At 72.2% G+C, this 14,537-nt stretch carries 12 protein-coding genes; 10 read left to right on the top strand and 2 right to left on the bottom strand.

Translation table 11 applies throughout. From position 1 onward, the window contains the following. Window positions 1-216 precede the first annotated feature (216 nt). Genes LV457_RS15640 through LV457_RS15650 form a run of 3 tightly spaced genes read left to right on the top strand, consistent with a single transcriptional unit; the run spans window position 217 to window position 4,797 of the window. Entirely contained in the window at window positions 217-1,869 is a 1,653-nt protein-coding gene (locus LV457_RS15640) for a DAK2 domain-containing protein (RefSeq protein ID WP_232172195.1), read from the top strand. Window position 1,870: 1 nt separating this feature from the next. After that, window positions 1,871-4,090 (top strand): ATP-dependent DNA helicase RecG, encoded by a 2,220-nt coding sequence (gene recG, locus LV457_RS15645; protein ID WP_232172197.1) that lies wholly within the window; start codon window positions 1,871-1,873, stop codon window positions 4,088-4,090. After that, window positions 4,087-4,797 carry an HNH endonuclease family protein gene (locus LV457_RS15650; RefSeq protein WP_232172199.1) on the top strand — a complete coding sequence of 237 codons (711 nt, stop codon included), beginning with the start codon at window positions 4,087-4,089 and terminating at the stop codon, window positions 4,795-4,797. The genes recG and LV457_RS15650 overlap by 4 nt, the downstream gene beginning before the upstream one ends. Window positions 4,798-4,835: 38 nt before the next feature. On the opposite strand, the gene LV457_RS15655 is transcribed toward LV457_RS15650, so the two are convergent. Then, window positions 4,836-5,687, bottom strand: a complete 852-nt coding sequence (locus tag LV457_RS15655) for an aldo/keto reductase (protein WP_232172201.1) — start codon at window positions 5,685-5,687, stop codon at window positions 4,836-4,838. Between the two features lies 1 nt (window position 5,688). After that, on the bottom strand, window positions 5,689-6,522 hold the full coding sequence (locus tag LV457_RS15660) for an aldo/keto reductase (protein ID WP_232172203.1): 834 nt from the start codon (window positions 6,520-6,522) through the stop codon (window positions 5,689-5,691). Here LV457_RS15660 and LV457_RS15665 point away from each other — a divergent pair. The 7 genes from LV457_RS15665 to sepIVA all read left to right on the top strand — a co-directional run bounded on the left by LV457_RS15665 (window position 6,521) and on the right by sepIVA (window position 14,518). Continuing rightward, the gene (locus tag LV457_RS15665; protein WP_232172205.1) at window positions 6,521-7,639 is read left to right on the top strand and encodes an alpha/beta hydrolase; all 1,119 of its coding nucleotides are present in this window, start codon (window positions 6,521-6,523) and stop codon (window positions 7,637-7,639) included. The two genes, LV457_RS15660 and LV457_RS15665, sit on opposite strands and share 2 nt — an antisense overlap. Window positions 7,640-7,709: 70 nt before the next feature. Next, a complete protein-coding gene (locus LV457_RS15670; protein ID WP_232172207.1) occupies window positions 7,710-8,498 on the top strand; it encodes a DsbA family protein in 789 nt (262 codons plus the stop codon). After that, the gene (locus LV457_RS15675; RefSeq protein ID WP_374198869.1) at window positions 8,495-9,133 is read left to right on the top strand and encodes a vitamin K epoxide reductase family protein; all 639 of its coding nucleotides are present in this window, start codon (window positions 8,495-8,497) and stop codon (window positions 9,131-9,133) included. Before LV457_RS15670 ends, LV457_RS15675 begins: the two co-directional genes overlap by 4 nt. Continuing rightward, window positions 9,133-12,549: a pyruvate carboxylase gene (locus tag LV457_RS15680; RefSeq protein ID WP_232172209.1), complete on the top strand. Its 3,417-nt coding sequence runs from the start codon at window positions 9,133-9,135 to the stop codon at window positions 12,547-12,549. Before LV457_RS15675 ends, LV457_RS15680 begins: the two co-directional genes overlap by 1 nt. Beyond that, window positions 12,546-13,106 carry a 16S rRNA (guanine(966)-N(2))-methyltransferase RsmD gene (gene rsmD / locus LV457_RS15685; protein ID WP_232172593.1) on the top strand — a complete coding sequence of 187 codons (561 nt, stop codon included), beginning with the start codon at window positions 12,546-12,548 and terminating at the stop codon, window positions 13,104-13,106. Before LV457_RS15680 ends, rsmD begins: the two co-directional genes overlap by 4 nt. A gap of 22 nt (window positions 13,107-13,128) precedes the next feature. Further along, the gene (gene coaD, locus LV457_RS15690; RefSeq protein WP_232172211.1) at window positions 13,129-13,614 is read left to right on the top strand and encodes a pantetheine-phosphate adenylyltransferase; all 486 of its coding nucleotides are present in this window, start codon (window positions 13,129-13,131) and stop codon (window positions 13,612-13,614) included. 166 nt (window positions 13,615-13,780) lie between these two features. Continuing rightward, entirely contained in the window at window positions 13,781-14,518 is a 738-nt protein-coding gene (gene sepIVA, locus LV457_RS15695; protein ID WP_232172213.1) for a cell division protein SepIVA, read from the top strand. The last annotated feature ends 19 nt before the right edge of the window (window positions 14,519-14,537 follow it).

Below are 14,537 nucleotides of genomic sequence, written 5' to 3' on the forward strand. Positions count from 1 at the left end.
TCGGATCGAATCGGCGTCGTGATACGTCGTGCATGTCGAGCCAGCAACCGCCCTGGGCGGGTGGCCCGACAACCGCTCCAGGATACCGACGCGCGGGGTGAACGCCAAAATCGCCGGCGCACGGCACTGTCGGTGCCACGAACTAGGCTGACCGCGTCGACAGCGTATCGGCGGTGCGGGACGTGCGGACGTACGGGAAGGAGGTGCCCTCAGGTGATGACGGGGGCTGCTCGGGTGCTCGACGCCACCGCCCTCGCGGACTGGGCGCGCGCCGCGGTGGACGCCCTGATCGCCCACGTCGACGAGATCAACCGCCTCAACGTCTTCCCGGTCGCCGACGCCGACACCGGCACCAACATGCTGTTCACGCTGCGCGCCGCGGCTGCGGCGCTGCCCGACGCCGACGCCGCCGACCTCGACGCCGCCGACCTTGCCGCCGTCGCTGCTGCGCTCGCCACCGGGGCCGCGCACGGGGCCCGCGGCAACTCCGGGGTGATCCTGTCGCAGATCCTGCGCGGGCTGTCCGACGCCGCCGCCACCGAGCCACCGCCCACCCAGCTCGACGCGGCCACGCTGGCGACGGCGTTCGGGGCCGCGGTCGCCCTGGTGGTCGACTCCATGGGCGAGCTCGTCCCGGGCACCATCGTGTCGGTGCTGCAGGCCGCCGCCGAGACCATGTCGGCGTGCGCCGCGGCCGGTGCGCCGCTGCCGGCCGCGGTCACCGACGCCGCCGACGCCGCGGCCGCCGCCCTCGAGCGGACACCCAGCCAGCTCGACGTGCTGGCCGACGCCGGGGTGGTGGACGCCGGCGGGCGGGGGCTGCTGGTGCTGCTCGACACCCTGGTGGCGACGCTCACCGGGACGGCCCCGGCGCGCCGGCACTACGAGCCCGCGCGCCACGACAGCCCGGCGACGGTCCCGCCGGCGGCCGCGCCGCGCTTCGAGGTGATGTACCGGCTCGCCGGATGCACCGCCGACGCGGTCGCGGCGCTGCGGCGGCGGCTGGCCGGGCTGGGCGACTCGGTGGCCATCACCACCGACGCCGACGGCGGGCATTCGGTGCACGTCCACGCCGACGACGCGGGCGGGGCGGTGGAGGCGGGGCTGCCGTTCGGCGCCATGAGCCACGTGCAGATCACGACGCTCACCGGCGGAGCCGCCCCCGGGCAGTGGGCGCAGCGGCAGGCGGTGCTGGCGCTGGCCGACGGTGACGGCGCCGAGCAGCTGTTCGCCGGCGAGGGCGCCTACGTGTTGCGGCCGCAGGTCAGCGATCACCGGGTGCTGCCCGTCGACGCCGCCGCGCTGTCCAAGGCGGTCGTCGACAGCGGCGCCGGCCAGCTGATGATCCTGCCCAACGGGCTGGTCGCCGCCGAGGAGCTGGTGGCGGCGTGTGCGACCGTCGCGGGCTGGGGCGTCGACGTCGTGCCGCTGCCCACCGATTCCATGGTGCAGGGGCTCGCGGCGCTGGCGGTGCACGATCCGGAGCGCAACCCCGTCGAGAACAGCTACACCATGGCCCGCGCTGCTGCCGGCACCCGGCATGCGTCGGTGCGGCGGGCCCGCGAGCGCGCGCTGAGCTGGGCCGGCGCCTGCGAACCCGGGGACGCGCTGGGCGTCGCGGGAGACGAGGTGCTGGTCATCCGCAGCACCTACGCCGGTGCGGCGCAGGAGCTCGTGGACATCCTGCTCGCCGCCGGCGGCGGTGAGCTGGTCACCGTGCTGGTGGGCGCCGAACTGGGTGACGACGAGCACGACCGGCTGCGCGCGGAGCTCGACGCCCACATGCGCCGCCACCATCCGGGCACCGAATGGGTGCTGTACCGCACCGGCCACCACGGCGACGACGCGCTGCTGATCGGTATCGAGTGACATGGTTGCGCTGACCGACCGGCTCGAGTTCGTCATCGGGAGCAAGGCCGCCACGCTGTGTGACGAGGTCTTCGGACTCCGCACCGTCAACGACCTGCTCCGGCACTATCCCCGCCGCTACGACGACGGGCTGGCCTTTTACGACGACGCCGATCCGCCCGCGGCGGGCGAGCACGTCACCATCGTCGGAGAGATCACCGACGTCGCGACACGGCCGATGAAGAACCGCAACGTCATGCTCACCGCCACGTTGGGTTCCGGACGGCGGGCCATCACGGCCACCTTCTTCAACGCCCGGGTCACGCAGAAAACCCTCACCAAGGGCGTGCGCGTGATGCTCTCCGGCGAGGTCGGGAGCTTCCGCGGCACACCGCAACTGACCCATCCGGCGTTCCTGCGGCTCGACACCCCCGGCAAGGTGATCGGGAGCAAACAGCTCAAAGGCCTCGCGGAGTCGCGGCTCACCGGCGACGGCGGTATCGACCCCGCGCTGTTCGACCGGCCGTTCCTGCCCATCTACCCGGCCAGCGCCCGGCTGCAGAGCTGGACCCTCTTCGCGTGCATCAACCAGGTGCTCGACGTGCTCGACCCGGTCGAGGACCCGCTGCCGGCGCCGTTTCGCCGCGAGCACGACCTGATGGACGAGGACGCCGCCCTGCGGGCCATCCACCTCGCACGCGACAAGCAGTCGCGACAGCGGGCGCAGCGGCGGCTGACCTACGACGAGGCGATCGGCATGCAGTGGGCGCTGGTGACCCGCCGCCACGGCGAGCTGTGGCAGTCCGGGCCGCCCGCACCGCCGGTCGACGGCGGCGCGCGGGCCCGGCTGCTCGACCGGCTGCCGTTTGAGCTCACCGCCGGGCAGGCGCAGGTGCTCGGCGAGATCTCGGGCGACCTGGCGTCGACGCGGCCGATGAACCGCATGCTGCAGGGCGAGGTGGGCTCCGGCAAGACCATCGTCGCGGTGCTCGCGATGCTGCAGCTGGTCGACGCCGGCTACCAGTGCGCGCTGCTCGCGCCCACCGAAGTGCTTGCCGCGCAACATGATCGATCGATCCGCGCGGTGCTCGGGCCGCTGGCGGCGGCGGGGGAGCTCGGCGCCGAGGACGGCGCGATCGCGGTCCGGCTGCTCACCGGGTCCATGACGGCGGCCTCAAAGCGGCAGGTGCGCCAAGAGGTGGCGGCGGGCGCGGTGGACATCGTCGTCGGCACCCACGCGCTGCTGCACGACGCGGTGCAGTTCGACCGGCTGGGCATGGTGGTGGTCGACGAACAGCACCGGTTCGGCGTCGAGCAGCGGGACACGCTGCGCGCCAAGGCACCCGCCGGCCTCACCCCGCATCTGCTGGTGATGACCGCGACGCCCATCCCACGGACGGTCGCGCTCACCTACTACGGCGATCTGGAGACGTCCACGCTGCGGGAGCTGCCACGCGGCCGGCAGCCGATCACCACCAGAGCCATCTCGGTCCGCGAGACGCCGCAGTGGCTGGCCCGGGCGTGGGAGCGCATCACCGAGGAGGTCGCGGCGGGCCGGCAGGCCTACGTCGTCGCGTCCCGCATCGACGAGGCCGACGACGACGCGAGTCGCGAGGACGCCCGGCTACCGCCCGCCACCACGGTCGTCGAACTGTTCGACCGGCTCCGCCACGGCCCGCTGGCCGGCCTGCGGCTCGGGCTGATGCACGGCCGGCTGCCGACCGAGGAGAAGGACGCGGTGATGGCGGCGTTCCGCGCCGGCGAACTCGACGTGCTGGTGTGCACCACGGTCATCGAGGTGGGCGTGGACGTGCCGAACGCCACCGTCATGGTGATCATGGACGCCGACCGCTTCGGCATCAGCCAGCTGCACCAGCTGCGGGGACGCATCGGCCGCGGCGGGCATCCGAGCCTGTGCATCCTCGCGACCCGGTTCGGGTCCTCGGGCAAGGCCTGGCAGCGGCTCACCAACGTCGCCGGCTCGCTCGACGGCTTCCGGCTCGCCGACCTCGACCTGGCGGAGCGCCACGAGGGAGATGTGCTGGGCCAGCATCAGTCCGGGCGCCGGGGCACGCTGCGGTTCCTCTCGCTGATCGACCACCTCGACGTCATCCTGGCCGCGCGCGAGCTCTGCGAGGACATCCACGCCGAGGACCCGACGCTGCGCCATCACCGCGGGATGTCCCTGTTGGCGGCGCCGTTCGACGAGACCGACCGCATCGAATACCTGGACAAGGCATGAGGCGCCCGACCCTGTGGCTGGCGGTCGCCGCGGCGTTGGCCGTGGTGGTTGCGGGGCAGGTGTCGTGGTCGAGCGCACACCGCGACGCCGACGGCTTCGTCGCCGCGGCCGACGTCCCGACCGTCGCGCCCGGGACCGACGTGCTCGCGGGCATCGTCGTCATCCCGGCGCGGGTCCGCGGAAACGACTACCGCCGCGCCGCATTCGGCGAGTCCTGGACCGACGACACCGACGCCCCGGGCGGTCACAACGGCTGCGATACCCGCAACGACGTCCTCGACCGCGATCTGGTGGACAAGACCTACGTCGCGACCAGCCGCTGTCCGGCGGCCGTGGCCACCGGAACGCTGCGCGATCCGTACACCAGCGAGACCATCTTTTTCACCCGCGGCGCAGGATCCGGGCAGTCCGTGCAGATCGACCACCTAGTGCCGCTGGCGCTGGCGTGGGACCTCGGCGCGCGGGGCTGGACGCCGCAGACGCGGGTGCGGTTCGCGAACGACCCGGCCAACCTGCTCGCCGTGCAGGGCCAGGCGAACCAGGACAAGGGCGACGGGGAGCCGGGCCGGTGGATGCCGCCGAACCGGGCGTTCTGGTGCCAGTACGCGGTGCAGTTCGTCGCCGTGCTGCGCGGCTACGCGCTGCCGATCGACGCGCCGTCGGCCGACGTGCTGCGCGAGGCCGCCGGCACCTGCCCGGCGGGCTGAGCGCTACGGCCCTTTTGTACGCGACGGCCCTAGATAATCTACGGCCCGTTGTAGGTGTCCGGGTCCGGCCGGAACCGGGTGCCAGCGTCGAGGGCGTTGATGGCGCCGATCTCGTCGTCGGTGAGCTCGAAGTCGAAGACGTCGATGTTCTCGGCGATGCGCTCCGGATTCGACGAGCGGGGGATGACGACGTTGCCCAGCTGCAGGCTCCAGCGCAGCAGCACCTGGGCGCCCGTCTTGCCGTGCGCCTCGGCCGCCGCCGCCACCGCCGGGCGGGCCAGCAGATCCTTGACGCCCGACGGGCTGCCCAGCGGCCCGTACGCCTCGGTGACGATGCCGTAGCCGGCGTTCACCGCCCGCAGTTCGGCCTGGTTCAGCAGCGGGTGCAGCTCGATCTGGTTGACCGCGGGGGTGAAGAACGACAGGTCGATGATGTCCGACAGGTGTTCGGCGTGGAAGTTGCAGACGCCGATGGAGCGGGTGACGCCGTCCTGCTTGGCCTTCATCAGCCCGCCCCAGCTGTCCACGTACTTGCCGTGCTCGCCGGCCGGCCAGTGGATGAGGTAGAGGTCGACGTAGTCGAGGCCGAGCCGCTCGGCGCTGGCCCGCACGGCGTCCTGCGACGACTGGAAGCCCTGGTCCGACGTCGCGAGTTTGGTCGTGACGTAGATCTCCTCGCGCGGCACGCCGGAGGCGGCGATGGCCCGGCCGACGGCGGCTTCGTTGCCGTACGCCGATGCCGTGTCGATGAGCCGGTAGCCCGCCTCCAGCGCCGCGAGGACCGCGCGCTCGGTGTCGTCGTCCGACAACTCACCGACACCGAGGCCGATCACCGGAATGGTGTGGTCGTCGTTCAACGTGACGGTGGGTATCGCGGCCGCGGACGTCATGTCACCTGCCTGTGAAGTTGAAGGTTCGCGGATCGGGTCCGAGCCGCGTGCCGTCGGCGAGCGACGCGATCGATTCGAGGTCGTCCTCGCGCAACGCGAAATCGAAAACCTCGAAATTGCTGACGATCCGCTCGGGCGTCACCGACTTGGGGATGACGATATTACCGAGCTGGATATGCCACCTAATCAACACCTGCGCGGGCGTCTTGCCGTGCCGCTCGGCCACCTCGGCGACCGCCGGGTGCTCCAGCAGCGAGCCCTGCCCCAGCGGGCTCCACGCCTCCGTCGCCACACCGAGCCGGTGGTGCACCTCGCGCAGCTCGTGCTGCGGCAGCAGGGGGTGCAGCTCGATCTGGTTGACGGCGGGGACGATCCCCGTCGCGTCGATCAGGATGCGCAGGTGCTCGGGCTCGAAGTTGCTGACGCCGATGGACCGGATTCGGCCCTGGTCTCGCAGGTGGGCGAACGCCTTGAACGTGTCGACGAACGTGTTGTGCTCCGGCATCGGCCAGTGGATGAGGTACAGGTCCAGGTACTCCAGCCCGAGCCGGTCCATGCTGGCGTCGAAGGCGGCCAGCGTCGGCTCGTAGCCCTGGTCGGCGTTCCACAGCTTGGTGACGATGTACACCTCCTCGCGCGGCAGCCCGGACGCGGCGACGGCGCGGCCCACCTCCCGCTCGTTGCCGTAGGCCGCCGCGGTGTCGATGTGGCGGTAGCCCGCCTCCAGCGCGGTCGCCACCGCCCGTTCGGTAGCTTCGGGCGGGGTCTGCCACACCCCCAGCCCCAGCTGGGGTATCGCATTGCCGTCGTTCAACGTCACCGAGGGAGCTGCCATGACAGGGAGTCTGCCAAAGCCGGCCGACGCCGCCCCGCGCGGCAGGAGCGCGCTGCGCGACGCCGGTGTGAACGCGCTCACCGCGGTGGGGCTGAAGGTCGTCCCGCGGACCCCCGACCGCCTCAAGCGGCTGCTGCTGGGCGGCCGCACCGTCACCATCGACGGCAACACCCTCGACACGACCCTGCAGTTCCTGCTCACACTGCAGCGCCGCGCGCGTATCGGCGGACTGGTGGCCAGCGACGACCCGGCCGTCGCGCGCCGCCAACTCGGTCGGGTCGCGGCGATGATGCCGGTGACCGTCCACGTCGCCACTGCCGACACGACCATCCCCGGCCCGGCGGGACCGCTGCCCGCGCGCCACTACCGCCCGCCGGAGTCGGCCGGGGCCGGCGGCCCGGCGCCGCTGCTGGTCTTCTACCACGGCGGCGGCTTCGTCATCGGCGACATCGCGAGCCACGACGGGCTGTGCCGGGTGCTGTGCCGCGACGCCGGGGTGCACGTGCTGAGCGTCGAATACCGGCTGGCGCCCGAGCACAAGGCGCCGGCGGCGGTCGAGGACGCGCTCGCGGCCTACCGCTGGGCATGTGACAACGCCGCAGCGCTGGGCGCCGACCCGGCGCGGATCGCCGTCGGCGGCGACAGTGCCGGCGGAAACCTCGCCGCGGTGGTGTCGCAGCAGGTGCGCGACCACGACCTGCCGACGCCGGCGCTGCAGCTGCTGCTCTACCCGGCCACCGACATGGCGCACGAGACCCGGTCGCGGACGCTGTTCGCCGACGGCTTCTACCTCACCAAGCGCGACATGGACTGGTTCACCGACTGCTATGTGGGCGGCGCCGGCATCGACACCACGGATCCCCGGGTCTCACCGATGCTCGCCCGCGACCTGTCCGGGCTGGCGCCGGCGCTCGTCGTCACCGCCGGCTTCGATCCGCTGCGCGACGAAGGCAACCGCTACGCCGAGCTGCTGCGAGCGGCCGGCGTCACGGTCGACCTGCGGGAGTTCGGCTCGCTGATCCACGCATTCGCGAACATGTTCCCGCTCGGCGGGGGCAGCGCGGTCGCGGTCGCCGAGGTCGCCTCGGCGCTGCGTGCGCATCTGGCGCGACGCTGAGGGCGCAGACCCGCCCGCCGGTACGCTGGGCAGCGCAAATCCCGACCCGACGTGAGGAACGCACCGCACCGTGGCCGCCACATCGAAGAAGCCCGTCCGCTACGACCTGAAGAAGCAGGACCGGCGTCGCAACCTGTTCGTGCAGATCGGGTTGACGGCCGTGGTGATCCTGTTCGCCGCCGGGCTGGTGTCCTACATCGTCATGCACGGCGAGAAGAAGGTCGGTAAGGACGAGGCACGCGCCGTGCGGGTGGTGTCGGAGAACGTCATCACCAAGGACGGCAGCGACGAGCCGAAGGTGGTGCTGAGCCTCTACGAGGACTTCCTGTGCCCGGCCTGTGGGGCGTTCGAGCAGCAGGTCGGTCCGAAGCTCGACGAGCTGATCGCCTCGGGCGCCGTCGCCGTCGACTACCACATGGTGAGCATCCTCGACCAGCGCGGCGACGGGTACTCGTCGCGCGCCGGTTCTGCCGCATACTGCGTCGCCGACGAGTCGACCGACGCCTTCCGGGAGTTCCACCGGTTGCTCTACCGGCCCGGCATCCAGCCCGTCGAGAACAGCGGCACCTACCCCGACGACGCCAAGCTGATCGAGTACGCGCGCCAGGCCGGGGTGGTCGGTTCGGTCCCGCAGTGCATCAGCAGCGGCAAGTACGTCGAGATGGTGCAGGGCATGGCCGCGGCCGGCAAGATCAGCCGGACGCCGACCCTGCGGCTCAACGGCGAGGAGATCGAGCTCGACCAGCTCGAGGCCAAGGTGAAGGACGCGCTCGGCGGCCAGCTGCCGGCAGCCATCCCCGCGCCCGCCACGCCGGCGCCCGCCACGCCGGCAGCGCCCGCCACCCCGGCGGCGCCGTGACCGTCGCGTCGGACGCCGCCCTCGACCCGGCGCCACCCTCCCAGGAGCTGCCGGCGGCGGGCGGGACACCGGTCGGTCGCGCGGCCGCCTGGTGGGTGCTGATCGCCGGCATCGTCGGGCTGGGGTCGGCGCTGACGCTCACGATCGAGAAGATCCACATGCTCGGCGACCCCGCCTACGTGCCGTCGTGCAGCATCAACCCGGTGCTGTCCTGCGGGTCGGTGATGGTCACGCCGCAGGCGCAGGTGTTCGGCTTCCCCAACCCGCTGATCGGCATCGTGGCGTTCACCGTCGTCGTGGTCACCGGGGTGCTCGCCGTGATGGGGGTTGCGCTGCCGCGCTGGTACTGGACCGCGCTGGCGGCCGGTACGGCGCTCGGCGCGGTGTTCGTGCACTGGCTGATCTACCAGAGCGTGTTCACCATCGGCGCGCTGTGCCCGTACTGCATGGTCGTGTGGTCGGTGACCATCCCGCTGCTCGTCACCGTCACCTCGATCGCCACCCAGGCCCACGCCCGCGGCGGCGTCGTCGGCGTCCTCCACCAGTGGCGCTGGTCGCTCACCGCGCTGTGGTTCACGGCGGTGATCCTGTTGCTCGGCGTGCAATTCTGGAGCTACTGGTCCACGCTCCTGTAGTGATTTCCAAGGTCCTGGTCGCCAACCGCGGTGAGATTGCCATCCGCGCGTTCCGGGCGGCATACGAACTCGGCATCGGCACCGTCGCGGTCTATCCCTACGAGGACCGCAACTCGCTGCACCGCCTCAAGGCCGACGAGTCCTACCAGATCGGCGACATCGGCCACCCGGTGCGGGCGTACCTGTCGGTCGACGAGATCATCCGCGTCGCCCGCCACGCCGGCTGCGACGCGGTCTATCCCGGCTACGGCTTCCTCTCGGAGAACCCGGAGCTGGCGGCGGCCTGCGCCGCGGCCGGCATCACCTTCGTCGGCCCCAGCGCCGACGTGCTCGAGCTGACCGGGTCGAAGGTCCGCGCGATCGAGGCCGCGCGGGAGGCGGGGCTGCCGGTGCTGGTGTCGACGCCGCCGTCGACGTCGGTCGACGAGCTGCTGGCCGCCGCGGCCGGCCTGACGTTCCCGGTCTTCGTCAAGGCCGTCTCCGGCGGCGGGGGCCGCGGCATGCGCCGCGTCACCGACCCCGACGCGCTGCGCGAAGCGATCGAGGCGGCCAGCCGCGAGGCGGAGTCGGCCTTCGGGGATCCGTCGGTGTACCTCGAACAGGCGGTGCAGAACCCCCGCCACATCGAGGTGCAGATCCTCGCCGACACCTCCGGCGACGTGGTGCACCTCTTCGAGCGCGACTGCAGCCTGCAGCGTCGGCACCAGAAGGTGATCGAGCTGGCGCCCGCGCCGAACCTCCACCCGGAGCTGCGGGAGCGGATCTGCGCCGACGCGGTGGCGTTCGCCCGCCACATCGACTACGCGTTCGCCGGCACCGTCGAGTTCCTGCTCGACGAGCGCGGCCAGCACGTGTTCATCGAGATGAACCCCCGCATCCAGGTGGAGCACACGGTCACCGAGGAGATCACCGACGTCGACCTGGTGGCCAGCCAGCTGCGCATCGCCGACGGCGAATCGCTGGCGGACCTGGGGCTGCGGCAGGACACGTTGACCGCGCCGCGGGGTTTCGCCATGCAGTGCCGCATCACCACCGAGGACCCGGCCAACGGGTTCCGGCCCGACACCGGCCGCATCACCGGCTACCGCTCACCGGGCGGCGCCGGCATCCGGCTCGACGGCGGCACGCACCTGGGCGCGGAGATCAGCGCCCACTTCGACTCGATGCTGGTGAAGCTGACCTGCCGCGGCCGGGACTTCTCGACCGCGGTGGCGCGGGCCCGCCGGGCGCTCGCCGAGTTCCGGGTGCGCGGCGTGTCGACGAACATCCCGTTCCTGCAGGCGGTGGTCAACGACCCCGACTTCCGGGCGGGCCGGGTCACCACCTCGTTCATCGAGGAGCGGCCCTACCTGCTCACCGCCCGCACCCCGGCCGACCGCGGCACCCGCATCCTCAACTACCTCGCCGACGTCACCGTCAACCAGCCGCACGGGCCGCGGCCCTCGACGGTGTACCCGCAGGACAAGCTGCCGGTGCTGGACCTGACGAGTGAACCGCCCGCCGGCTCCAAGCAGCGGCTCGCCGCACTCGGGCCCGAAGGGTTCGCCCGCTGGTTGAAGGACGAACCCGCGGTCGCCGTCACCGACACCACGTTCCGCGACGCGCATCAATCGCTGCTCGCGACCCGGCTGCGGTCGACGGGGCTGTTGATGGTGGCCCCGTACGTCGCCCGGATGACCCCGCAGCTGCTGAGCGTCGAATGTTGGGGCGGCGCAACGTATGACGTCGCGCTGCGGTTCCTCAAGGAGGATCCGTGGGAGCGGCTGGCAGCCCTGCGGGAGGCGATGCCGAACATCTGCCTGCAGATGCTGCTGCGGGGCCGCAACACCGTCGGCTACACGCCGTACCCGGAGTCGGTCACCTCCGCGTTCGTCGACGAGGCGACCGCGACCGGAATCGACATCTTCCGGATCTTCGACGCGCTCAACAACGTCGACTCGATGCGGCCCGCCATCGACGCGGTCCGCGCCACCGGCGCCGCGGTGGCCGAGGTGGCGATGTCCTACACCGGCGATCTCTCCGATCCCGCCGAGCAGCTCTACACCCTCGACTACTACCTGCGGCTCGCCGAGCAGATCGTCGACGCCGGCGCCCACGTGCTGGCGATCAAGGACATGGCCGGGCTGCTGCGGCCACCCGCCGCCGCCACGCTGGTGTCGGCACTGGTCGACCGGTTCGACCTGCCGGTGCACGTGCACACCCACGACACCCCCGGCGGGCAGCTCGCGACGCTCGTCGCGGCCTGGCAGGCCGGGGCGTCGGCGGTGGACGGCGCGGCGGCACCGCTGGCCGGCACCACCAGCCAGCCGGCGCTGAGCTCGATCGTCGCCGCGGCCGCCCACACCGACCGCGATACCGGGCTCTCGCTCGCCGCGGTCTGCGACCTCGAGCCGTACTGGGAGGCGCTGCGGAAGGTGTACGCGCCCTTCGACGTCGCCGCGTCGGGCCCGCCGTCCCCGACCGGGCGCGTGTACTCCCACGAGATCCCCGGCGGGCAGCTGTCGAACCTGCGCCAGCAGGCCATCGCGCTGGGCCTGGGCGACCGGTTCGAGGAGATCGAGGCCGCCTACGCGGGCGCCGACCGGGTGCTGGGGCGGCTGGTGAAGGTGACACCGTCGTCGAAGGTGGTCGGCGACCTGGCGCTCGCGCTGGTCGGAGCCGGTGTCACCGCCGACGACTTCGCCGCCGAGCCCGACCGCTTCGACATCCCGGACTCGGTGATCGGCTTCCTGCGCGGCGAACTGGGCGAGCCGCCGGGCGGCTGGCCGGAACCGCTGCGCACGCGGGCGCTGGCCGGCCGCGCGCCCGCGAAGCCGGCGCCCGAGCTCACCGCCGACGACGAGAAGCTGCTCGCCCAACCCGGGCCGCAGCGGCAGGCCACGCTGAACCGGCTGCTGTTCCCCGGCCCGACCCGCGAACTCGAGGCGCATCGCGAGCTCTACGGCGACACCTCGCGACTCTCGGCCAACCAGTTCTTCTACGGGCTGCGCCACGGCGACGAGCACCGGGTGGAGTTGGAGCGCGGCGTCCAGCTGCTCATCGGGCTGGAGGCGATCTCCGACCCCGACGAGCGCGGCATGCGCACCGTGATGTGCCTGCTGAACGGACAGTTGCGGCCGATCCTGGTGCGCGACAACAGCATTGCCAGCGAGATCCCCACCGCGGAGCGGGCCGACCGCCGCGACCCGGACCACATCGCCGCCCCGTTCGCCGGGGTCGTCACCGTCGGGGTGGACGTCGGCGACGCCATCGAGGCCGGGCAGACGGTGGCGACCATCGAGGCGATGAAGATGGAGGCCGCGATCACCGCGCCCAAGGCGGGAACCGTTGCGCGCATCGCGGTGTCGCGCACTGCGCAGGTGGAGGGCGGCGACCTGCTGCTGGTAATCGGCAGCCGCGACGGGGGCACCGGCTGAGCCGCATCATCGCCGGGCGGGCCGGCGGCCGGCGGCTGGCGGTGCCGAAGACCGGTGGCGGCACCCGGCCGACGACCGACCGGGTCCGCGAGGCGGTGTTCAACGTGCTCGCCGCGCACCTCGACGTCGAGGGGATCGCGGTGCTCGACCTCTATGCGGGTTCGGGCGCGTTGGGGCTCGAAGCGCTGTCGCGGGGTGCGGCGACCGCCACGTTCGTGGAATCGGATGGGCGTGCGGCCGCGGTGATCCGGCGCAACGCCGAGACGCTCGGCCTGGCCGGCGCGACGGTGCTCAACCGGCGGGTGTCGGCGGCGCTGGCCGGCGGGAGCGCCGGCCCGTTCGACCTCGTGCTCGCCGACCCGCCCTACGACCTGCCCGACGCCCAGCTCGATGCGGTGCTGACGGCGCTGGCGGCCGGCGGCTGGGTGGCGCCGGGCTCGGTGGTGGTGGTCGAACGGCGCGCGTCGAGCCGGGCGCCGCGGTGGCCCGCGGGCTGGTCGCCGTGGCGCGCCCGCCGCTACGGCGACACCCGGGTCGATCTCGCCGAGGTGCGGTAGCGCCCTGCTAGCGTCGTCGTCCATGACTGGCGCCGTCTGCCCGGGATCGTTCGACCCGGTGACCCTGGGCCACCTCGACGTCGTCGAGCGGGCGGCGGCGCAGTTCGACGAGGTCATCGTCGCGGTGCTGGTGAACCCCAACAAGCGCGGCATGTTCGGCACCGACGAGCGGCTGGCGCTCATCGAGGAGTGCACCGCACACCTGCCGAACGTGCGGGCCGAGGCCGGTCAGGGTTTGGTCGTGGATTTCGTCCGGGCGCGCGGCCACTCGGCCATCGTGAAGGGGCTGCGCAGCTCCACCGACTTCGAGTACGAGCTGCAGATGGCGCAGATGAACTCCCACATCGCGGGCGTCGACACCTTCTTCGTGGCGACCGATCCGCGCTTTGCCTTCGTGTCGTCGTCGCTGGCCAAGGAGGTGGCGGCGCTCGGCGGGGACGTCTCGGAGCTGCTTCCCGAACCGGTGAACCGCGCACTGCGGCGCAAGCTTCGCGACCGGCAGCCCTGACCCCCCTCGGCCGAACGTTCATTACCGGTCGACATTCGTGCGAAAACTCTGACGGTAATGAACGTTCGCGGGGGAGAGGCGAGACACACCACGCCGCGCTGCCCAGTCACAGGCGTCACACAAGGCACACTGGCAACGGACAACTCAGCCTCGAAAGGGTGTGGCCGTGTACCGAGTTTTTGAAGCGCTCGACGAACTGGGCGCGATCGTGGAGGAAGCGCGCGGCGTGCCGATGACGGCCGGCTGCGTCGTGCCGCGCGGCGACGTCCTGGAGCTGATCGACGACATCAAGGACGCCATCCCCGGCGAGCTCGACGACGCCCAGGACGTGCTCGACGCGCGCGACGCCATGCTGCGCGACGCCAAGGAGCACTCGACGTCGATGGTCGAGACGGCCACCGCCGAGTCCGAGTCGATGCTGAGCCACGCCCGCAGCGAGGCCGACCGGCTGCTGGCCGACGCCAAATCGCAGGCCGACCGCATGGTCGCCGAGGCCCGCGCCCATTGCGAACAGCTCGTCGCCGAGGCGCGCGACGAGGCCTCGCGGATCAGCGCGTCGGCCAAGCGCGAGTACGACGCCGCCACCACGCGGGCCAAGGCCGAGGCCGACCGGCTGATCGAGAGCGGGAACCTGTCCTACGAGAAGGCGATCCAGGAAGGCATCAAAGAGCAGCAGCGGCTGGTCGCGCAGACCGAGGTGGTGCAGACCGCCCGCGCCGAGGCGGCCCGCATGCTCGACGCCGCCCACGCCGAGGCCGACCGGATGCGCGGCGAATGCGACATCTACGTCGACAGCAAGCTCGCCGAGTTCGAGGAATTCCTCAACGGCACGCTGCGCTCGGTGAACCGGGGCCGCCACCAGCTGCGCACCGCGGCCGGCACGCACGACTACGCCCAGCGCTGACGTCCGTCGCGCTCGCCGG

The sequence above is a fragment of the Mycobacterium sp. MYCO198283 genome (genome assembly GCF_021213805.1).
Lineage (GTDB): Bacteria > Actinomycetota > Actinomycetes > Mycobacteriales > Mycobacteriaceae > Mycobacterium.

Bases quoted from the DNA above. Each gene is read 5' to 3' on its own strand.
- LV457_RS15640 (WP_232172195.1), top strand. From the start codon at position 217: ATGACGGGGGCTGCTCGGGTGCTCGACGCCACCGCCCTCGCGGACTGG.
- recG (WP_232172197.1), top strand. From the start codon at position 1,871: ATGGTTGCGCTGACCGACCGGCTCGAGTTCGTCATCGGGAGCAAGGCC.
- LV457_RS15650 (WP_232172199.1), top strand. From the start codon at position 4,087: ATGAGGCGCCCGACCCTGTGGCTGGCGGTCGCCGCGGCGTTGGCCGTG.
- LV457_RS15655 (WP_232172201.1), bottom strand. From the start codon at position 5,687: ATGACGTCCGCGGCCGCGATACCCACCGTCACGTTGAACGACGACCAC.
- LV457_RS15665 (WP_232172205.1), top strand. From the start codon at position 6,521: ATGACAGGGAGTCTGCCAAAGCCGGCCGACGCCGCCCCGCGCGGCAGG.
- LV457_RS15660 (WP_232172203.1), bottom strand. From the start codon at position 6,522: ATGGCAGCTCCCTCGGTGACGTTGAACGACGGCAATGCGATACCCCAG.
- coaD (WP_232172211.1), top strand. From the start codon at position 13,129: ATGACTGGCGCCGTCTGCCCGGGATCGTTCGACCCGGTGACCCTGGGC.